15 protein-coding genes are annotated in these 21,464 nt (G+C 65.4%); 11 read left to right on the forward strand and 4 right to left on the reverse strand.

All coding sequences use genetic code 11. The annotated features are described in order from the left end of the window. The first annotated feature begins 230 nt into the window (after window positions 1–230). From ilvD to ABGT83_RS02275, 9 genes are all read left to right on the forward strand, one after another. Window positions 231–1,913: a dihydroxy-acid dehydratase gene (gene ilvD, locus ABGT83_RS02235; protein ID WP_346685705.1), complete on the forward strand. Its 1,683-nt coding sequence runs from the start codon at window positions 231–233 to the stop codon at window positions 1,911–1,913. Continuing rightward, window positions 1,910–3,823, forward strand: a complete 1,914-nt coding sequence (gene ilvB / locus ABGT83_RS02240; protein WP_346685707.1) for a biosynthetic-type acetolactate synthase large subunit — start codon at window positions 1,910–1,912, stop codon at window positions 3,821–3,823. Before ilvD ends, ilvB begins: the two co-directional genes overlap by 4 nt. After that, window positions 3,820–4,305 (forward strand): acetolactate synthase small subunit, encoded by a 486-nt coding sequence (gene ilvN / locus ABGT83_RS02245; protein ID WP_103264860.1) that lies wholly within the window; start codon window positions 3,820–3,822, stop codon window positions 4,303–4,305. The genes ilvB and ilvN overlap by 4 nt, the downstream gene beginning before the upstream one ends. Before the next feature lie 129 nt (window positions 4,306–4,434). Then, on the forward strand, window positions 4,435–5,430 hold the full coding sequence (ilvC, locus tag ABGT83_RS02250; RefSeq protein WP_103264861.1) for a ketol-acid reductoisomerase: 996 nt from the start codon (window positions 4,435–4,437) through the stop codon (window positions 5,428–5,430). A 319-nt stretch (window positions 5,431–5,749) separates the two neighbouring features. Further along, on the forward strand, window positions 5,750–7,333 hold the full coding sequence (serA, locus tag ABGT83_RS02255; protein ID WP_103264862.1) for a phosphoglycerate dehydrogenase: 1,584 nt from the start codon (window positions 5,750–5,752) through the stop codon (window positions 7,331–7,333). 130 nt (window positions 7,334–7,463) lie between these two features. Then, the gene (locus ABGT83_RS02260) at window positions 7,464–8,996 is read left to right on the forward strand and encodes a 2-isopropylmalate synthase (protein WP_346685709.1); all 1,533 of its coding nucleotides are present in this window, start codon (window positions 7,464–7,466) and stop codon (window positions 8,994–8,996) included. A 318-nt stretch (window positions 8,997–9,314) separates the two neighbouring features. Beyond that, window positions 9,315–10,418: a class II glutamine amidotransferase gene (locus ABGT83_RS02265; RefSeq protein WP_346685711.1), complete on the forward strand. Its 1,104-nt coding sequence runs from the start codon at window positions 9,315–9,317 to the stop codon at window positions 10,416–10,418. 5 nt (window positions 10,419–10,423) lie between these two features. Next, window positions 10,424–11,929 carry a glutamate synthase-related protein gene (locus ABGT83_RS02270; RefSeq protein ID WP_346685713.1) on the forward strand — a complete coding sequence of 502 codons (1,506 nt, stop codon included), beginning with the start codon at window positions 10,424–10,426 and terminating at the stop codon, window positions 11,927–11,929. Window positions 11,930–11,937: 8 nt separating this feature from the next. Next, window positions 11,938–12,666, forward strand: coding sequence for a glutamate synthase (locus ABGT83_RS02275; protein ID WP_103264866.1), 729 nt, complete (start codon window positions 11,938–11,940; stop codon window positions 12,664–12,666). A 28-nt stretch (window positions 12,667–12,694) separates the two neighbouring features. Here the strand turns inward: ABGT83_RS02275 and ABGT83_RS02280 are convergent, their stop codons facing one another. Continuing rightward, window positions 12,695–14,308 carry a CTP synthase gene (locus ABGT83_RS02280; protein ID WP_346685715.1) on the reverse strand — a complete coding sequence of 538 codons (1,614 nt, stop codon included), beginning with the start codon at window positions 14,306–14,308 and terminating at the stop codon, window positions 12,695–12,697. Between the two features lie 257 nt (window positions 14,309–14,565). Here ABGT83_RS02280 and ABGT83_RS02285 point away from each other — a divergent pair, with 257 nt between their 5' ends. Further along, window positions 14,566–16,656 carry a glutamine synthetase III gene (locus tag ABGT83_RS02285; RefSeq protein ID WP_103264868.1) on the forward strand — a complete coding sequence of 697 codons (2,091 nt, stop codon included), beginning with the start codon at window positions 14,566–14,568 and terminating at the stop codon, window positions 16,654–16,656. Window positions 16,657–16,865: 209 nt separating this feature from the next. On the opposite strand, the gene ABGT83_RS02290 is transcribed toward ABGT83_RS02285, so the two are convergent. Together ABGT83_RS02290 and dapF are read right to left on the reverse strand one after the other, a co-directional pair. Then, a complete protein-coding gene (locus ABGT83_RS02290; protein WP_346685718.1) occupies window positions 16,866–18,026 on the reverse strand; it encodes an LL-diaminopimelate aminotransferase in 1,161 nt (386 codons plus the stop codon). Continuing rightward, window positions 18,023–18,925, reverse strand: coding sequence for a diaminopimelate epimerase (gene dapF, locus ABGT83_RS02295; protein ID WP_346685719.1), 903 nt, complete (start codon window positions 18,923–18,925; stop codon window positions 18,023–18,025). Before dapF ends, ABGT83_RS02290 begins: the two co-directional genes overlap by 4 nt. Window positions 18,926–19,226: 301 nt before the next feature. Here dapF and ABGT83_RS02300 point away from each other — a divergent pair, with 301 nt between their 5' ends. After that, entirely contained in the window at window positions 19,227–20,711 is a 1,485-nt protein-coding gene (locus tag ABGT83_RS02300) for an aldehyde dehydrogenase family protein (RefSeq protein WP_346685721.1), read from the forward strand. A gap of 169 nt (window positions 20,712–20,880) precedes the next feature. Here the strand turns inward: ABGT83_RS02300 and ABGT83_RS02305 are convergent, their stop codons facing one another. Next, window positions 20,881–21,360 (reverse strand): hypothetical protein, encoded by a 480-nt coding sequence (locus ABGT83_RS02305; protein WP_103264872.1) that lies wholly within the window; start codon window positions 21,358–21,360, stop codon window positions 20,881–20,883. Between the last annotated feature and the right edge of the window lie 104 nt (window positions 21,361–21,464).

The following is a 21,464-nucleotide window of genomic DNA, read 5'->3' on the forward strand; positions in this document are numbered from 1 at the left end:
CCGAGCAGTTCGGCATGAACGTTTCGCGCGCGGATGGACGATCTCCGGTCCGGTGCGCGGGGCAAGTAGGGCTGAACCGGCGACAACCGTTACTTGTCTAAGCGTGCGCTGCGGCTAGACCGTCGTGCATCCTTTCTCGCAACCGTGGTCCTGGTGCAGCTCGTTGCTTGCAGCAGGATTTTTTTATGGGCGGAACCCGGAACCGGGCATCCAGAGAGAAGGGATCGGACATGCAGCTACGCAGCGATGCCGTACGATGCGGCACGGCGCGCGCCCCTCACCGCAGCCTGCTCAAGGCCGACGGGATCACCGACGAGGAGCTGGAGCGGCCGCTCGTCGCCGTCTTCAACTCCCGAAACGACATCATCCCGGGGCACAACAACCTCGACAAGATCGCCGAGGCCGTGAAGGCCGGCATCTACATGGCCGGCGGCGTGCCGTTCGAGATATCAACCATCGGCGTGTGCGACGGCATCGCCATGAACCACGACGGCATGCACTACTCCCTCGTGTCGCGCGAGGCCATCGCCGACTCGCTGGAGTGCGCGGTGCAGGGTCACGCCTTCGACGCGCTCGTGTGCATCCCAAACTGCGACAAGATCGTGCCGGGCATGCTGCTGGGCGCGCTGCGCGTGAACATTCCCACGGTGTTCGTGTCGGGCGGCCCGATGCTGGCTGGCACCCATCCGGGCGGCTGCGGCCCCTCCACCGACCTCAACACGCTGTTCGACGGGGCGGCACGCGTGCTCAACGGCACGATGACCGAAGACGAGCTCAAATCGTACGAGGACACGGCGTGCCCCACCTGTGGCAGCTGCTCGGGCATGTTCACGGCGAACTCCATGAACTGCCTGTGCGAGGCGCTCGGCATCGCGCTTCCCGGCAACGGCACCATCCCCGCGGTGTACTCCGAGCGCATCCGCTTGGCGAAGCATGCGGGCATGAAGGTGATGGAGCTCTTGGAGCAGGGGGTCTGCGCGCGCGACATCGTGAGCGAGGCCGCCATCCATAACGCCATGGAGTGCGACATGGCTTTCGGCGGCTCCACCAACACGGTGCTGCACCTCACGGCCGTCGCCCGCGAGGCGGGCCATCCCATCACGATGGACGATTGGGACGCGGCGAGCGCACGCACGCCGCACCTCGTGAAGCTCGCGCCCTCGGGCCCGCGCCCGCTCACCGACCTGTACGAGGTGGGAGGCGTGCCCGTGGTCATGGCGGAGCTCGACCGCTTAGGGCTCATCGACCGCAACGCGCTCACCTGCACGGGCCCGATGGGGGACTACCTCGACTACATGGCCGAGCACTGCGCCGGCGCGGACGGCGAGGTGGTGCGCGCGCACGACAACCCCTTCTCCCCAGTGGGCGCGCTCAAGGTGCTGCACGGCAACATCGCTCCCGATGGCGCCATCGTGAAGAAGTCGGCCGTCGATCCCTCGATGATGACGCATACCGGCCCCGCGCGCTGCTTCGACAGCGAGGAGGAGGCCTGCGCCGCCATCAACGCCGGGAAGATCGTGGCGGGCGACGTGGTGGTCATCCGCTACGAGGGGCCGAAGGGCGGCCCGGGCATGCGCGAGATGCTGACGCCCACCTCGTCCATCGTGGGGATGGGCCTGTCCACGAGCGTGGCGCTCATCACCGACGGGCGCTTCTCGGGCGCGACGAAGGGCCCGGCCGTGGGACACGTGAGCCCCGAAGCGGCCGCGGGCGGCCCCATCGCGCTCATCGAGGAGGGCGACCAGGTGACGGTGGACATCGAGGGCGGCGCGCTCACGCTGCGCGTGGACGATGCCGAGCTCGAACGCCGCCGCGCGGTCTGGACGCCGCCGGCGCCGAAGCACGACCATGGCGTGCTCGCGAAGTACGCGAGACTGGTCTCATCAGCGGACAAGGGGGCGTATGTGTCATGACGAATACACGCAAGCAATCGGAGGGCGCCGAGACCGCCGCGTCTGAGGGCCGCGAGCAGCCGGCCGCGCGGCCTGGCGCGACGGCGGCGGCCAAGGGCGCGCCGCGAGGGCTTGGCAGCAAGAATCCCAAACAGGGCATGACGATGACGGGAGCTCAGGCGGTCGTCGCCTCGCTCGAGGCCGAGGGTGTCGACCTCGTATTTGGCTACCCGGGCGGGCAGGCCATCAAGATCTACGACGCGCTGTACGACTCCGACCGGATCAGGCACGTACTGTCGCGCCACGAGCAGGGCGCCGTGCACGAGGCCGACGGCTATGCGCGCGCCACGGGCAACGTGGGCGTGGCCATCGTCACGAGCGGCCCGGGCGCCACGAACACGGTGACGGGCATCGCGACGGCCTATATGGACAGCGTGCCGCTCGTGGTGATCACGGGCCAGGTGCCGCGCGGCGTCATCGGCACTGACTCGTTCCAGGAATCCGACATCGTGGGCATCACCATGCCGGTGGTGAAGCACAGCTACCTGCTGCAATCCACCGACGAGCTGACGGCTACGTTCCGGGAGGCGTTCCATATCGCCAAGACCGGGCGTCCCGGCCCCGTGCTCATCGACGTGCCGAGCGACCTCGCCAGTGAGGAGCTGGTGTTCGAGTATCCCGACGAGGTGAGCCTGCCCTCATACAAGCCCACCTACCGCGGCAACGCCAAGCAGGTCAGGCAGGCGGTCGCTCGCATCCGCCGCGCCGAGCGGCCCGTTCTCTACGTGGGCGGCGGCGTGGTGTCCTCCGGCGCCTCGGAAGAACTCAGGGCGCTTGCCGAACTTATGCGCATCCCGGTGGTCACCACGCTTATGGGCAAAGGCGCGTTCCCTGCGTCGCATGAGCTGAACCTCGGACCTGTGGGCATGCATGGTTCGAAGTACGCGAACCTCGCCATGACGGAAAGCGATCTCATCATCGCGGCAGGTGCTCGTTTCTCCGATCGTGTGACAGGGCGACTCGACGAGTTCGCGCCGCATGCCGAGGTCATCCATATCGATATCGACCCGGCCGAGATCGGCAAAGTGCGCGAGGCGCAGATCCCTATCGTGGGCGACCTCAAAGGCGTTCTCGCGAACGTCGTTGCCCAGCTCGTGAAAGAGAACGCCCAACCTCGAACGGCCGAGTGGCTCGCGCAGATCGCCGAATGGCGCTTTCGCCACCCGTTCTACCATCCGAACGTCGGCGACGCTCCGGATGAGATCGTGCCCGAGGTGGTGATGGAGAAGCTCTCCGCTGCGCTCGATCCTGAGCAGAGCATCGTCGTGACCGAGGTGGGACAGCACCAGATGTGGGCCGCCCAGCACATCGCTCGCGAATGCCCGCGCTCGTTCATCTCGTCGGGCGGCCTGGGCACGATGGGCTTCGGCTTCCCGGCGTCCATCGGAGCCGCCATCGGGTGTCCCGACAAGACGGTGGTGTGCGTGGCTGGCGACGGGTCGTTCCAGATGAACAGCCAGGAAATGGCCACGGCGGGCATTCACGGCGTGCCGGTGAAGGTGCTCGTCATGGACAACCGCTGCCTGGGGATGGTGCACCAGTGGCAGCACCTGTTCTACGGCGAGCGCTACTCGTCGACGCTGCTCGACGCCAACCCCGACTTCGTGAAGCTGGCCGACGCGTACGGTTGGCGGGCCGCGCGTGTCGAGGGCCCCGACGAGCTGGACGCCGCCTTGGCAGCGATGCTGGCGGCCAAGGGGCCGTACCTGCTGGACGTGGCCATCTCGCGCGACCAGAACGTATTCCCCATGGTGGCGCCCGGCCGTGCGCTCGATGACGTTATTGGAGCCATTGATGCGGCAGTGGGGGCCGTGCGCACGGACGTGCCCGAGGCGGACGGCGCTGCGGGCGGGAAAGGGGGCACCCGATGAGGCACATTCTATCCGTTTTGGTGGAGAACAAGCCGGGCGTGCTCTCGCGCGTGACGGGGCTCATTTCGCGGCGCGGCTTCAACATCGAGTCGCTGTCGGTGGGCCCCACCGAGGACCCCACCATGTCGCGCGTCACAGCCATCGTGAACGCCGACGAGGTGGCTTACGAGCAGATCACCAAGCAGCTGCACAAGCTGATCAGCGTGCACAAGATCAACGACCTCACCGACGAGGGCGCCATCGAGCGCGAGCTCGTGCTGTTCAAGGTGAACGCCACGCCCGAGCGCAGAAGCGAGATCATCGAGATCGCCAATGTCTTTCGCGCGAAGATCGTCGACGTGGGGAAGAGCTCCCTCACCATCGAGGCGACCGGGGACGAGAGCAAGCTTAAAGGTATGGAAGACCTTTTTCGCGCCTACGGCATCAAGGAGATCATTCGCACCGGCAAGATCGCCATGTCCCGCAACAGCAAGGACGTATGAGATTCCGCCGTTCCCCGCGGGGTAGCGCAAAGCGCACGTGCCGAACGGCGGAACGGGCCGATGCTCCTCGCTGACATTGCCGGACCAGTTTGACCTTAGCAACCTCAGCCAACAGAAAGGAAACCAACCATGGCTGTTACGATCTACCACGAGAACGACGCGAACCCCCAGCTCATCCAAGACAAGAAGGTGGCCATCATCGGGTATGGAAGCCAGGGCCACGCCCACGCGCTCAACCTGAAGGACTCGGGGGTCGACGTGCGCGTGGGCCTGCGCGATGGCTCGAAGTCGCGCGCGGCCGCCGAGGAGGCGGGCCTCAAGGTGATGGGCGTCGCCGAGGCCGCCGAGGAAGCCGACCTCATCATGATCCTCACGCCCGACGAGACCCAGGCCGCCACCTACGAGGCCGACATCGCTCCGCACCTCAAGGCGGGGGACACCCTCGCGTTCGCGCACGGCTTCAACATCCACTTCGGCTACATCGAGCCGCCCGCGGACGTGGACGTCGTCATGATCGCGCCGAAGGGCCCGGGCCACATGGTGCGCCGCGTGTTCACCGAGGGCGCGGGCGTGCCGTGCCTCATCTGCGTGAGCCAAGACGCGTCGGGCGCAGCCAAGGACGTGGCGCTGTCCTACGCGTGGGGCATCGGCGGCGCGCGCGCCGGCGTCATCGAGACCACGTTCAAGAACGAGACGGAAACCGACCTGTTCGGCGAGCAGGCGGTGCTCTGCGGCGGCGTGACGGCCCTCATCAACGCCGGCTTCGAGACGCTCGTCGAGGCGGGCTACCCGCCCGAGATGGCCTACTTCGAGTGCTTCCACGAGATGAAGCTCATCGTGGACCTCATGTACGAGGGCGGCATGTCGAACATGCGCTACTCCATCTCGAACACGGCCGAGTATGGCGACTACTACGCCGGTCCCCAGGTGATCACCGACGAGGCGAAGGCTGCGATGAAGACCATCCTCGAGCGCATCCAGGATGGCAGCTTCGCCCACGAGTTCATGGAGGACTCCGAGAACGGCCAGGCATGGCTGAAGGAGCAGCGCGATGAGCACGCCCAGGCCCCGATCGAGCAGGTGGGCGAGAGTATTCGCTCCATGTTCTCCTTCGTGCGGAGGTAGGCCGGGACGCATGTTGCCCGACGTGCCGTCCGACAGGGATGTGCTGCGCGCCGCGCTCGGGTTGCGTGCCACCCGGAAAGCAGAGCGATCTTCGGGATGCCGACTTCCGCGAGCGATGATCGCTTTCTGGGCGTTGCGGAAGCCCGACGCGTACCGGTGAGGCGATCATATCGCTCTGCCGAACGCGCCGCCGCTGTCGGCAGGTGCCGGCAGCGGCGTTTTCTCATGTCGTTCGTTATATTCTGTGTCGAGTGCGCTGTACGCGCGGTAGAATATCGAGCCGGTGGAATCGTCGTCGGCAGGATGGGAGCGTATTGGTATGGCAGCAAAAAAAGTGCTCGTGACCGAGAAGGTAGCTGACGCCGGACTCGAGGCTCTGCGCGACAGAGGGCTTGAGGTCGACGTCAGGCTGGACATGACGCCAGAGGAGCTTATAGCGACCATCCCCGACTACGATGCGCTCGTTATCAGGTCGGCTACGAAGGTTTCGCGCGACGTTATCGAAGCCGCCGAGAAGCTGCGCGTCATCGGGCGCGCGGGCGTGGTGGTCGACAGCGTGGACCTGGATGCCGCCACTGAGCGCGGGATCATCGTATGCAATGCTCCCACTTCCAACCTCGTGTCGGCGGCCGAGCATACGATGGCGCTTATGCTGGCCTGCGCGCGCAACATCGCGCAGGCGAATGCTTCCATGCATGAGGGCAAATGGGAGCGCAACCGCTTCGTCGGCACCGAGCTGTACGAGAAGACGCTCGCCATTTTCGGCCTGGGCCGCATCGGCGGGCTCGTGGCGGAGCGGGCCAAAGCGTTCGGTATGAAGCTTATCGGCTACGACCCGTACTGCAGCCCTGGTCGCGCGGAGCAGCTGGGCGTAACGCTGTACGACGACGTGGAGGCGATTCTGCCGCTTGCAGACTTCGTCACGGTGCACCTTCCCAAGACGAAGGAGACCATAGGCATGTTCGGTCCCGATCAGTTTGCCCGTATGAAAGACGGCGTCATCCTGATCAATACGGCTCGGGCCGGCATCTACAACGTTGACTCGCTTGCCGATTTCCTGGCTGCCGGCAAGATAGGCGCGGTCGGTTTGGACGTCTTCCAGGACGAGCCCTGTGCGGAAAGCCCGCTCCATGAGTTCGAGAACGCCATCCTCACGCCCCATCTGAGCGCGAGCACCGTTGAAGCCCAGCGCCGCGCCGGCGTGCAGACGGCCGAGTACGTGGCCGCAGGTCTCGATGGGTCCATTGTGCCCACGGCTCTCAACATGGCGCCGCTGCCGCCCGAGGTCATGGATGCGGTAGGACCCTATGTGCCCGCTTGCCAGATGATGGGTAGCATCCTTGCTCAGATGGATGGCGAGATACCCCAGTACCTCAAGCTCACTGCGGCCGGATCGCTCTCCACGGTCGACCTGTCCATCCTCGTAGCGGGCACGCTCAAGGGCCTGCTCTCGTACAAGCGGGTGGCCATGGTCACGCCGGTGAACGCCGAGTCTATGGCGAAGCGCCACGGCATCAAGGTCGAAACGTTGTCGCATGCCGACGCGGAGGGCTATGCCTCGGCGGTTTCCATCGTGGCCGACGGTACCGAGATAGCCTGCACGCTCGCGGATGAGGCTCACGGCGCCCGTCTGGTCTCGTTGCTTGGCTATAAGCTGGACATCGCTCCAGCTGGGCAATCGCTCGTGTTCGAGTACGAGGATGCTCCGGGTCGCGTCGGCGTTATCGGCACGATCCTGGGCGAGCAGGGCATCAATATCACCACGATGCAAATCTGCACGAAACCCGACGAGCAGCGAGCGCTCGTATACGTGAACGTTGAAGGCGCCGTGGACGATACGGTGCTCGCCGAGCTGCGCGAAGGCGTGAGCGGCCTTGCGAACCTCTGGTACATCAGATTGTAGCTTCGGAGCGAGCGGCGCGAATCCCGCGACTGGCGGGGTGCTGCTTTGTTATGATGGTGCAGGTACTTGATAGGGCCGCCGTGCAGAGAGGCACGCTGCGGCTGGCACAACACGGAAAGGAAGTACGCATATGACGCGCAAGATTGCCATCTTCGACACCACGTTGCGCGACGGCGAGCAATCGCCGGGCGCATCCATGAACACCGAGGAGAAACCGGTCATCGCGCGTCAGCTTCTACGCTTGGGCGTCGACGTCATCGAGGCAGGCTTCCCCATCTCGAGCCCTGGCGACTTCGAGTCCGTGCGTCGCATCGCTGAACTTGCCGGTGATCAGGCTACCGTCTGCGCCCTCACGCGCGCAGTCGAGAAGGATATCGATTCGGCGGCCGATGCGCTCAAGTACTGCAAGCGTCCCCGCATTCATACCGGTATCGGCGTGAGCCCCAGCCATATGCGCGACAAGCTGCGCATCACCGAGGACGAGTGCGTCGAGCGCGCTGTGAAGTGCGTCGCCTACGCCAAGAAGTACGTCGAGGATGTTGAATTCTATGCCGAAGATGCCGGGCGCAGCGATTACGCTTTTCTGGCGCGCGTCATCGAGGCCGTCATCAAAGCCGGTGCGACGGTGGTGAACATTCCTGACACGACGGGATATTCTCTTCCCGAGGAGTTCGGCGCGCGTATCGAATACCTCATGAATCATGTGGACGGCATCGAGAACGCCACCGTGTCGGTACACTGCCATAACGACCTTGGCATGGCTACGGCGTTGTCGCTTGCCGGCGTAAGATGCGGTGCAGCGCAGATCGAATGCACAATCAACGGTTTGGGCGAGCGCGCCGGCAACACCGCTATGGAGGAAGTGGTCATGGCGATAAAGATGCATGGCGAGGAGCTGGACGCCCACACCGACATCAACACGCGCGAGTTCATAAAGGCGAGCCGTCTCGTATCATCTATCACCGGCATGGGCGTGCAGGCCAACAAGGCCATCGTAGGGGCCAACGCCTTCGCGCACTCCTCCGGCATCCACCAGGACGGCGTGCTCAAAAAGCGCGATACCTACGAGATCATCGACCCGGCTGACGTGGGCGCAGGCCAGAGCCAGATCGTGCTCACGGCGCGCTCGGGCCATGCGGCGCTCAAGCACCGCCTGGAGGAGTTGGGCTACGAGCTGGAGGGCGAGCCGCTCGACCAGGTGTATGACGCCTTCCTCAATCTGGCCGACAAGAAGAAGGAAGTGTATGACGAGGATCTCGAGAGCCTGGTCAACGAGCGCGAGCGCAACGAGAGCGCGCTGTACTCGCTCGAAGGCGTGCAGATCAGCTGCGGGTTCCCGCTCACGCCCACGGCGACGGTTACGCTTCGCAATCAGGCCGACCAAGTGGTCACGGCGTGCGAGTTCGGCACGGGCCCGGTCGACGCCATGTGCAAGGCCGTGAACAAGATTGTCCAGGTCGACAATGATCTCACGGAGTTCTCGGTGCAGTCCGTCACCCGCGGCATCGACGCCCTTGGAGAGGTGACCATCCGCGTGACCGCGCCGGACGGCGACGTATACACGGGCCGCGGGGCGGACGGCGACATCGTGGTTTCATCCACCAAGGCGTATCTGAACGCGCTCAACCGCCTGCTGAACGACAAGCAGGGCAAGCGCGGCTAGGGCGGCGTCGAAAAGACCGACCGTCTCGGGACGGACGAAACCGATGAGCGCGCAAAGAACAGGGCGCGTTGGTGAAAGAGGGTGGCAGCGATGCCGCCCTCTTTCACGTTGAAACCCGATCGAAACAGGGGCTCTACACGGCGGAAACATTGACCCCGTAAGCTGAAGTCATAGCGGAAACGAGGGCCATGCATCCTCATGGAAAGGCGCGGTGCTTTTGGCGGACCTCCCTTGCCCGCGCCTTTCTGCGAGGATGCAGCCTCTGTTTCCGCTCAGGAGACCAACGTGAGACGCATGCAAGAGACGAGGAGCCCATCGATGAGAAAGTGGGCGACACTGCGCGAAGGCGACGTGCGCATTCCCTCCGGATGCGCCATCGCCGGCATCATGGACAGAAGCGGTGCGCGCCATGGCGGCAGCGACATCCTGAAATCGATCGCGCTCATGCACGATCGCAGCAACGGACTGGGCGGCGGGTTCGCGGCCTACGGCATCTACCCCGAGTTCGCGGAGCTGTACGCGTTCCATGTCATGTACGAGAGCAAGGAGGCGCGCGACCGCACCGAGGCATACCTTGACGAGCATTTCACGAGCGAGAAACAGGAGCGCATCCCCACCGAGCCGGTGAAGGGCATCCAGGATCCGCCGGACGTCTGGCGCTACTTCCTCGCGCCGCATCCGATAAAGCTCTCGCTGAGCGGCCTCGACGAGGCCGAGTACACCATGCAGCACGTGTTCCATATCAACGCGGACATCCCCGGGGCGTTCGTGGCCTCGTCGGGCAAGAACATGGGCGCGTTCAAGGGCGTGGGCTATCCCGAGGACATCGGCGCGTTCTACCGCATCGAGGAATACGGGGCATGGCTGTGGACGGCGCACGGGCGCTTTCCCACGAACACACCTGGATGGTGGGGCGGCGCGCATCCGTTCACGCTGCTCAACTGGTCCATCGTGCACAACGGCGAGATATCCAGCTACGACGCCAACCGCCGCTATGTCGAGCAGTTCGGCTATGATTGCACGCTCAAAACCGACACCGAGGTCATCACGTACCTGTTCGACCTGCTGGTGCGCCGGCACGGCTTCTCGCAGGAGATGGCCGCACACATCATGTGCGCGAGCGCCTGGGACGAGATCGACAAGATGGAATCCGGGCGTGCCGCGTTCGAGACGGCGCTGCGCTGCGTGTACGCGAGCGCGCTCGTGAACGGCCCGATGTCGGTGATCCTCGGCTCGGACGAGGGGCTGCTCGCGCTCAACGACCGCCTGAAGCTGCGCGCGCTCATGGCGGGCGAGAAGGGCAGCATGGTGTACCTCGCTTCCGAGCAGGCTGCCATCGAGGTGGTCTGCCCCGACGTGCAGAACGTGCGCTCCATCGAAGGCGGCGAGCCTTTCGTGGTTCAACGTGAGAAAGGGGCGTGAGGGGCATGCAGGACTACCTGCTTCCGCGCTACAAGGTGCTGCGCGACGCCGACCAGTGCGTCCGGTGCGGTGTGTGCGAGCGCTCGTGCAGCAACGAGGTACACAAGGTGGACGAGGAGCTCGGACGCGTCATCGCCAACCACCGCGCGTGCGTGAACTGCCAGCGCTGTGTGGTCATGTGCCCTACGCAGGCCCTCGCCATCACGCGGTGGCCCCAGGTGGGAAACGGCTCGAACAACTGGACGCTCGGCGCGATGCAGGACATCGCCAAACAGGCGCAGACCGGCGCGGTGCTGCTCTCGTCGATGGGCAACCCGCAGCCCTATCCCCTCTACTGGGATCATCTGCTGCTGAACGCGAGCCAGGTGACGAACCCGTCCATCGATCCTCTGCGCGAGCCCATGGAGACCCGCGTGCTCTTGGGCAGCCGCCCCGATGCGCTCAAGGTGGACGAGTGCGGGCGCCGGGTGATGTCGAAGATGCCGCCGCAGATCAAGCTCGACGTGCCGCTGATGTTCTCGGCCATGAGCTTCGGCTCCATCTCGCTCAACACGCAGAAGGCGCTCGCCATGGCCGCCGAGGAGCTGGGCACCTACTTCAACACCGGCGAGGGCGGCCTGCATAAAGACCTCGAGCGCTACGGGGAACACGCCGTGGTGCAGGTGGCGAGCGGCCGCTTCGGCGTGGACGCGCGCTATCTGAACGCGGGCGCGATGGTTGAGATCAAGATCGGCCAGGGCGCGAAACCGGGCATCGGCGGCCATTTGCCCGGCGAGAAGATCAACGAGGAGGTTTCGCAGACCCGCATGATTCCGCGCGGCACCGACGCCATCTCGCCCGCGCCGCATCACGACATCTACTCCATCGAGGATCTGCGCCAGCTCATCTACTCGCTCAAGGAGGCCACGCGCTACGAGAAGCCCGTCGCCGTGAAGATCGCCGCCGTGCACAACGCGTCCGCCATCGCCAGCGGCATGGCGCGCGCCGGCGCGGACGTCATCGTGTTGGACGGCTTCCGCGGCGGCACGGGAGCGGCGCCCCTGCGCATTCGCGACAACGTGGGCATTCCTCTGGAGCTCGCGCTCGCGGCGGTCGACCAGCGCCTATGCGACGAGGGCATTCGCTCGAAGGTGAGCCTCGTGGCCGCGGGATCCATCCGCAACTCGGCGGATGTGGTGCGCGCGGTCGCGCTCGGGGCCGACGCCGTGTACTGCGCGAGCGCTGCGCTCATCGCGCTCGGGTGCCACCAGTGCCAGGACTGCGCGAGCGGCCGCTGCAACTGGGGTATCGCCACGCAGCGTCCCGAGCTCACGCGCCGGCTCAACCCGGAGATCGCCGCCGAGCGCGTGGTCAACCTCGTGCGCGCCTGGAACCACGAGATCCAGGAGATGATGGGCGGCATGGGCATCAACGCCATCGACAGCCTTCGGGGCAACCGCCTCATGCTGCGCGGCGTGGGGCTGAGCGATAAGGAACGGGAGATCCTCGGCGTGAAGCATGCGGGAGAGTGAGGAATACGATGGGCAAGACGGTTTCCGTGACGCTGGGCACCGCGCACTTCGCCGAGGCGAACGCGACGGTGCGCGAGGCCCTTTCGCAGAACGATACGGTAGAAGTGAACGGGGTGTTCGCCCAGCGCTATCTAGGCTGCGCGATGCCGGCGGGCAAGACGCTCAGGATACACGGCGTCCCCGGCAACGACTTGGCTTGCTATTTGGACGGCGGCGAGATCGAGGTGTTCGGCAACGCGCAGGACCAGATCGGCAACACCATGAACGACGGCTGCATCGTGGTGCACGGCCGCTGCGGCGACGCGGCGGGATACGGCATGCGCGGCGGGCAGATCCTCGTGCGCGACGGCTGCGGCTGGCGCGTGGGCATCCACATGAAGCAGTTCGAGGGCAAGCGCCCTGCCATCGTCATCGGCGGCGACGCGGGCAGCTTTCTCGGCGAGTACCTGGCCGGCGGCATCATCGTGCTTCTGGGGAAGCCGGGAAGGCATCTGGCCACCGGCATGCACGGCGGCGTGATCTACCTGAGGCACCCGATCGGCGAGGACGAGGTGTCCGCGGGCCTCGTGCAGGAGCCTGCCGACGAAGTGGATCGCACGGTCATCGGCGCGCTGCTCAGGCGCTATAACGAGTGCTTTGCCGCCGACCTCGACGAGCCTCTGGACGAGTCCGGTGAAGGCTTCCACCGCTTGAGGCCCACCACCGTCCGACCCTACGCCGCCCTGTACGCAAACTGAGCGGCGGCGCCGAGATCGTCGGGGGGGCTCAAGACGGCATTCCGCCCCGTCTCGCTACGGCCGCCTCGACCAACCCCAGGAACAGCGGATGCGGGCGGGTGGGACGGCTCTTGAACTCGGGGTGGCCCTGGCTGGCCACGAACCAGGGATGCTCTTCCAGCTCTACCATCTCGATGAGCCGGCCGTCGGGCGACACGCCGGATACGACGAGCCCCGCCTCTTGCAACGCATCGCGATACGCGTTGTTCACCTCGTAGCGATGGCGATGCCGTTCGTAGACCACTTCCTCCCCGTATGCCCCGTGCGCGCGTGTGCCCGGCATCACGCGGCAGGGGTAGGCTCCCAAGCGCATGGTGCCGCCCTTATCCTCCACATCCTCCTGCTCGGGCATGAGGTCGATCACGGGGAAGGCCGCCTCCGCGTCGAACTCGGCGGAGGTCGCGCCCGGCATGCCGGCCACGTGGCGCGCGAACTCGCATACGGCGGCCTGCAACCCAAGGCAGATGCCGAGGAAGGGCAACCCGTTCTCGCGCGCATAGCGTGCGGCGGCTATCTTCCCCTCGAAGGCGCGCTCGCCGAAGCCTCCCGGCACGAGAACGCCGTCGACGTCTGCCAGCACATCGGCGGCGTTGCCGTCTCCGACCTCCTCGCCGTCCACGAGGCGCACGTCCACATGGCGTCCACAGGCAACGCCCGCGTGCCCGAGCGCCTCCATCACCGAGAGGTAGGCGTCGGGCAGGCTCACATACTTGCCCACCACCGCGATGCGCACTTGGCCCTCGCAGGCGCGCGAGGCCCCGATGAACGAGCGCAAGGGCGCAAGATCGGCCTCGGGCGCCTCGAGCCCCAACCGCGCGAGCGCCAACTCGTCGAAACGCTGGTCGTGCAGCATGAGCGGCACCTCGTAGATGGATTCCGCGTCGACGCAGGCCAGCACCTCCTCGGGCCGCACGTCGCAGAACAGCGCGATCTTCTCGCGAACAGGCTTGGTGACGGCATGGTCGCTACGGCACACGATGAAGTCTGGCTGCACGCCGAGCGACCGCAGCTCCTTCACCGAATGCTGCGTGGGCTTCGTCTTTACCTCGTGGGCCGCGGCGATGTAGGGCACGAGCGTAACGTGCACGAACAGCACGTCGCCGACGGGGCGCTCCTTCTTGAACTGGCGTGCGGCCTCTATGAAAGGCAGCGACTCGATGTCGCCGATGGTGCCGCCGATCTCGGAGATGACGATGTCGGCGCCCGACTGCTTGGCGATGCGCTGCAGCCGTTCCTTGATGGCCTCGGTGACGTGCGGGATCACCTGCACCGTGCCGCCGAGGAAGTCGCCGCGCCGCTCGCGCGCGATGAGTGAGCGATAGATAGATCCCTGCGTAAAGTTGGATTCGCGCGAGAGGTTCTCGTCGATGAAGCGCTCGTAATGCCCAAGGTCAAGGTCGCCCTCATGGCCGTCCTCGGTCACGAACACCTCCCCATGCTGAAAGGGGCTCATGGTGCCGGGATCCACGTTGAGGTAGGGATCCATCTTCTGCATGGTCACGCGGTAGCCGCGCGCTTTCAGCAGGTGGCCGAGCGAGGCTGCGGTGATGCCCTTGCCGAGCGACGAGACGACGCCGCCGGTTACGAAAATGTGCTTTGCCATGGGTCTCCTCACGTTCAAAGGCGTTCTCCAAACGTCTTTCGATTGTACGCGCCCGATGCAGTCGCCGTGGCCCTCGCCACATGATTTCACCTGTTGGAAACACGGTGTCGCTGCATGACCCGGATGGACGCCTCGACGTAACAGGAGTTTTCCAAGTGGAAAACCCCTTGAAACACAGCGACGGTAGCGTGGATGGGGAAGTGGGAACGGCAAGGCTGGCGAAGGTGGGCCGGCATCGACGAGTGAGGAGCTACCCTATGGCACGAGTTTCGGATACGTACGGCTCGATGGTGTTCAACGAGCACACGATGCAGGAGCGTCTGCCCTCGGCGACGTACAAGAGCCTGCTCAAAACCATGAAGCAAGGCGAGCCGCTGGAGATAGAGGTGGCCAACGTCGTGGCCCACGCCATGAAGGAGTGGGCAATTGAGAAGGGCGCCACGCACTTCACGCACTGGTTCCAGCCCTTGAGCGGCATCACGTCGGAGAAGCACGACAGCTTCATCGATCCCGGTCCCGACGGCCGCGCCATCATGAGCTTCTCTGGCAAGGAGCTGATCCAGGGCGAGCCGGACGCGTCGTCGTTCCCCTCCGGCGGCCTGCGTGCCACCTTCGAGGCCCGCGGCTACACGGCCTGGGACCCCACGAGCTACGCGTTCATCAAGGATGAGGTGCTGTGCATCCCCACTGCGTTCTGCAGCTATACCGGCGAGGCGCTTGACAAGAAGACGCCGCTTCTGCGCTCCATGAGCGCCATCGACGAGCAGGCCAAGCGCGTGCTCGAGCTGTTCGGGGAGGCACCGGCCCGCGTGACCACCACCGTGGGGTCGGAGCAGGAATACTTCCTCATCTCAGAGAAGGATTACGCGAAGCGTCAGGACCTCATCATGTGCGGCCGCACGCTGTTCGGCTATCCGCCCTGCAAGGGCCAGGAGCTCGAGGAGCACTACTTCGGCGCCATCCGCCCGTCGGTGAATGAGTTCATGAAGGAGCTCGACGACGAGCTGTGGAAGATCGGCGTGTCCGCCAAGACCAAGCACAACGAGGTGGCCCCCGCCCAGCACGAGCTGGCACCCATCTTCACCAACAGCAACCGCGCCATCGACGAGAACCTGCTCACGATGGAGAAGATGCGCCTGCTGGCCAGCCATTACGGCTTGGTGTGCCTGCAGCACGAGAAGCCGTTCGAGGGCATCAACGGCTCGGGCAAGCACAACAACTGGTCCATATCGGCCGGCAAGACCAACCTGCTCGACCCGGGTGAGACGCCCATGGACAACCTGCGCTTCCTCGTGTTCCTGACGGGCGTCATCCAGGCGGTGGACGACTACCAGGAGCTTTTGCGCATGTCGGTGGCTTCGGCCGGCAACGACCATCGCCTCGGCGCGAACGAGGCCCCGCCCGCCATCATCTCCGTCTTCCTGGGCGATGAGCTGGGGGCCATCGTTGACGCGCTCATCGACGACCACGTCTACACCTCGGCCGACAAGGTGGCCATGGATCTGGGCGTGGCCGTGCTGCCGAATTTCCTCAAGGACAACACCGACCGCAACCGCACCTCGCCGTTCGCGTTCACGGGCAATAAGTTCGAGTTCCGCATGCCGGGCTCGGCCGTGAACCTGTCGGACTGCAACATGATCCTCAACACGGCCATGGCGAAGAGCCTGAAAAGCTTCGCTGACGCGATGGAGGGCAAGTCCGGCGAGGAGTTCGAGGCGGCCGCCCTCGCCTACCTCAAAGACGTCCTTGTCGCGCACCGACGCATCATCTTCAACGGCAACGGCTACGCCGACGAATGGCCGGCGGAGGCCGAGCGCCGCGGCCTGGCGAATCACCGCACGACGGCCGACGCGCTGCCGTGCTTCGTCGCGCCTGCGAGCATCGCGCTGTTCGAGGAGTTCGGCGTGCTCACCGAGGCCGAGGTGCACAGCCGCTACGAGGTGAAGCTGGAGAAGTACAACAAGCTCATCAACATCGAGGCACGCACGATGAAGCGCATGGTGCGCCGCGCCTACCTGCCCGCCATCAACGGCTACGCGGCCGAGGTGGCCGGTCACATCTGCGCGGTGCGCGCCGTGAACGCCGATGCCGAGGTGGGCCAACAGGAGAAGCTGCTGGAGAAGCTGCTGGCCGGTGTGCGCGAGATCGACGCGCAGCTGCAAGCGCTCGACGCGGCCCATCACGCCAATGTCGAGATCGCCGACCAACAGGAGCGCGCGAGCGACAACGCGCACCGCGTCCTCCCTATCATGGAGAAGCTCCGCGCCGCCGTGGATGCCATCGAGGTCGTCGTCGACCGCGACCACTGGCCCGTGCCCACCTACAACGACCTGCTGTTCTACATGTAAGGTTTCGGCGGCTTGCCAGCCGCCGAAACTACTCGACGCTGCGAAGGGCCCTTAGTTCCGATCTTGCCCTTTTTCTACCTTTGCATACTATATCTATGCGAGGAAAAGGCGTCTGCCCGTGGATAGCCGGCTTCTGCAGAAGACGGGAGCTGGTATCCTTCGGACCCCCGGCTTGCTGCGAACCGGGGGGTCCGCTTGCTCCCTCGTTCCTACGCCATCGTCTCCTTGATGCGGCGAACGGCCTCGAGCAGGCGATCGTCGGGCGTGGTGAGCGAGATGCGCACGTAGCCCTCGCCGCCGGGGCCGTAGCCGCTGCCCGGCGTGACGATGACGTGCGCGCGCACCAACAGCTTCGTGGCGAACGACTCGCTCGTCTCGCCGGCGGGCACCTTCGCCCACACGTAGATGGTGGCCCTCGGCGCATCGCACGAAAGCCCGATAGCGCGCAGTGCCTCCACCACCAGATCGCGACGGCGCCGGTAGAGCGCGCAGAGGTCGGCCACGCACTGCTGGTCGCCGGAAAGCGCGGCGATGGCGGCGTCCTGCACGGCGGCGAACTGTCCGGAGTCCAGGTTGTTCTTCACCATACCCAATGCCTGCACGGCGGCCTCGTTGCCGCAGCAAAACGCGATGCGCCAACCGGTCATGTTGTAGGACTTCGACAGGCTGAAGAACTCGATGCAGCACTCCTTCGCGCGCGGCCGCTCCAAGATGGAGGGCGCGCGGTAGCCGTCGAAGCAGATGTCGCAGTAGGCGTTGTCGTGCGCGAGCAACAGGTCGTGCTCGAGGCAGAACGCGATGGCGGTGTCGAAGTATCCCTCGGTGGCGCAGGCGCCGGTGGGATTGTTCGGGTAGCCCAGGAACATGATCTTCGCCTTCGCCAGCACGTCGGCGGGCACCTGCGCGAAGTCGGCCAGAAAGCCGTCTTCCTCGCGCATGGGCATGAAGAAGGTGTTCGCACTTTGCAGCGTAGCGCCGCCGGAATACACAGGGTAGCCGATGGACGGCGCGAGCACCCAGTCGCCGGGATCCACGAACGCGGTGTGCAAGTGTGCAATGCCCTCCTTGCTGCCGATGAGCGCGAGCACCTCGCGCTCAGGGTCCACCTCCACGCCGAAACGTGAGCGCATCCAGTCGGCGCAGGTCGTGCGGTACGCGAGCGAGCCGGCGTAGTCGGGATACCGATGGTTTTCCGGCTTGCGGATGGCGGCGGCCATGGCTTCCACGATATGTGGCGGCGTGGGCGTGTCGGGGTCGCCGATGCCGAGGGAGATGACGTCGGCGCCCTGCGCTCTGAGCGCGTCGCGCTTCGCATCGATCTGGGCGAACAGGTAGGGTGCCATGCGGTCGAGGCAGGCGGCGGTTCTCATGCAGGGTTCCTTTCTCGCAGGGATACGGTGCCGCGGAACGACTCTGCGGCCGGGCCGGTCATCATGACGTGCCCGTCGTCGGCCCAACGGATGTGCAGCGCGCCTCCGCGCAGCAGCACGTCGGTCTCGCGAGCCGCGCGGCCGGTCAGGCAGGCCGCCACGGCCGTCGCGCACGCGCCCGTGCCGCAGGCGAGCGTCTCGCCGCACCCGCGCTCGTACACGCGCATCGCGATGCCGTGCGGCCCGACGACGGCGAACTCCACGTTCGCCTTCTCGGGGAAGGCGGGGTGAGATTCGAAGAACGCCCCGATCGTGTCCACGTCGAACACGTCGAGATCGACGTCGTCCAGGAAGCACACCGCGTGCGGGTTGCCCATCGACACGCACGCGAACGCGAACGGCCCCCAGGGCGAGTCGAGCGAGAGCGCGCCCGCGAACGGCTCGCCGAAGAGCGCCACCGCATCGGGCTCGGCGTCCACCGGCACGAGCGCCGGGTCGAGCACGGGCCGCCCCATATCCACCGTGGCGCGCGTCAGCATCCCCGCGGCGTCCACCTCGAATGCGATGGGCCGCGGGCCGGCGGGTGTGTCGGCCACGAGCTTCCCGTTCGCCGCCGGCACGTATCCGTTGTCGACCAGGAACTTCGCGAAGCAGCGTACGCCGTTGCCGCACATCTGGGCGGGCGTGCCGTCGGCGTTTACGTAGTGCATGTAGGCTGCGCATCCGGGTTGCGGGGAAGGGCGGACAACGATCACGCCGTCGGCCCCGATGCCAAAATGACGGTCGCACATATGCGCTATCTGGCCGGGCGAGAGGTCGATGCCCTTCGCAAGCCCGTCGAGCAGGATGAAATCGTTTCCCAAGCCTTGCAGCTTGGCGAACGGGAGGATGTCTTGCATGCGGGCTCCTTTGCGGTTCGGATCGTTGCCCCGCATGGTAAACCCGCTCGGCCCTTGCACCCGCCGATTTAACAGAGCTTTTACCTTCGCGCGGTCGGTCGTTCATGGGCGCCGACGTACCGTCGGCTCGTCGGACGCTCCGAATGTTACTTCATCAGCAGCGTTTCTCGACCGTTGACGGCTTTCCATAAAACGTCGACTGACACGCGGGGGAGGCGCGCGGTATGCTGAGGGCAGCGGTCATGCTGGCCGCGAGGTTGGGAGTGGCGGCGCGCCCGTCGCCGGAAGAAAGGATGCACGAATGGAAAATCCCGCTCAGAAATCCTACCAGCTCTACATCGACGGCCAATGGGTTGACGCCTCGGACGGGGGCACGCTCGATGTGTTCTGCCCCGCCAACGGCGAGCAGCTCTCCACCATCGCCGACGCCACGAAAGACGACGTCGACCGCGCGGTCGATGCGGCGTGGAGGGCCTTCGAGACCTGGGGCAAGACCGACAAGGCCGAGCGCGCCATCATCCTGAACAAGGTCGCCGACGTCATCGAGGCCAACGCCGAGAAGCTCGCGCTGCTCGAGTCGCTCGACAACGGCAAGCCCATCCGCGAGACGCGCGCCATCGACGTGGCGTACTCCGTCGACCACTTCCGCTACTTCGCCGGCGTGCTCCTGGCCGACACCGGCGAGGCCGATATGCTTCCCGGCAACATGATGTCCCTCGTGCTGCACGAGCCCATCGGTGTCGTGGGCCAGATCGTGCCGTGGAACTTCCCGTTCCTCATGGCCGCCTGGAAGCTGGCCCCGGTGTTCGCCGCCGGCGACTGCACGGTGTTCAAGCCGTCGTCCACCACCTCGCTCACGGTATTGGAGCTGGCGAAGCTCACCGAGGGCATCATCCCGGCCGGCGTGTTCAACGTGGTCACGGGCCGCGGCTCGAAGTCGGGCCAGTACATCCTGGACAATCCCAAGATCAGCAAGCTCGCGTTCACCGGCTCCACCGAGGTGGGCCGCGACGTGGCCCGTGCGGCTGCCGAGCGCCTGATCCCAGCCACGCTGGAGCTGGGCGGCAAGTCCGCCAACATCATCTTCCCCGACTGCAAGTGGGACATGATGCTGGACGGCGTGCAGCTGGGTATCCTGTTCAACCAGGGCCAGGTGTGCTGCGCCGGCAGCCGCATCTTCGTGCACGAGGACATCTACGACAAGTTCGTTGAGGACGCGTGCGAGGCGTTCTCGAAGGTGAAGGTCGGTATGCCTTGGGAGGACGACACCCAGATGGGCAGCCAGATCGACCAAGGCCAGATGAACAAGATCCTCGATTACATTGAGATTGCCAAGCAGGAGGGCGGACGCGTCCTCTGCGGCGGCGAGCGCGCTACCGAGGGCGAGCTGGCCAAAGGCGCGTTCCTCAAGCCGACGCTCATCGAGGTGCCCAACAACTCGTGCCGCGTGGCGCAGGAGGAGATCTTCGGCCCCGTGGCCGTGGTCATCAAGTTCAAGGACGAGCAGGAGGTCATCGACCTGGCGAACGACTCGGTCTACGGCCTGGGCGGCGCCGTGTGGACCCGTGACATCAACCGCGCCTTCCGCGTGGCGCAGGGCGTGCGCACGGGCCGCATGTGGGTGAACACCTACAACCAGATCCCGTCCGGCGCGCCGTTCGGAGGCTATAAGGAGTCCGGTATCGGTCGCGAGACGCACAAGGTCATGCTCGAGCACTACACCCAGACGAAGAACATCATGATCAACCTCGGCGAGGAGCCCAGCGGGTTCTACCCTGAGAGCTAGCGCTTCCTTCCAGCACGGTATGAGACGGGGCCCGGCAAATATGCCGGGCCCCGTTCCGTTCGATCCTTGGTTTCTGCGTCCGGGCGTGCGGCGGCGGCTTCTTCGCCGCCGTTGCCCTCGTGCGACATGCGCGCAGGCCGGATTCGAGCATGCAGATCGAATGCCGCACTTATTCGAACAGGGATTCATCCTCGCTGTCCGAGTCGGCATCCCACGAGTTCGAGTCCGCGAAGTCCAGAAACGCTTCGGGAGCGATGTCCATGCGCAGTCCGTCTTCGCCGAAGGAGGAGTCGAAGAACGCCTCGAGCTTAGCGCGATTCTCTTCGTCGGCAGGTTCCTTGAGCCAGACCCAGGCTGCCACAGGCTCGCCTTCGTCTTGGAAGTCGGCTCCGAGACCGCCGTCGAGGTTTGGTGCGCCCGGCGTAAAGAACCTATCATTGACGGCGAAGTGCCCTGCGAACGTCATGCGCGTCTCGACGTCGGGAACCGACTCGTCGACGACGTTCGATCGCTCGTAGAACACGACGCGCGTGCCGTCGGGTCCTTCGATGAAGCGGGTCGATCCGAGGCCGGCGAGGGCGGAGTACGCGGAGAAGGCCCCTCCCATGCCGGAGGGCATCGCGAAGGGATCCGGGGTTCCGTTTTCCATATGCATTCCTTTCCCATAAGCGGATTCAGGTTGGGGCGACGCAAGGCCGCATGGCAGCAGTGTAACAGCTCCTGCGCTCCGTGCGCCTCCGTTTCCGTTCCGTT

Source organism: Enteroscipio rubneri (genome assembly GCF_963929405.1).
Lineage (GTDB): Bacteria > Actinomycetota > Coriobacteriia > Coriobacteriales > Eggerthellaceae > Enteroscipio > Enteroscipio rubneri.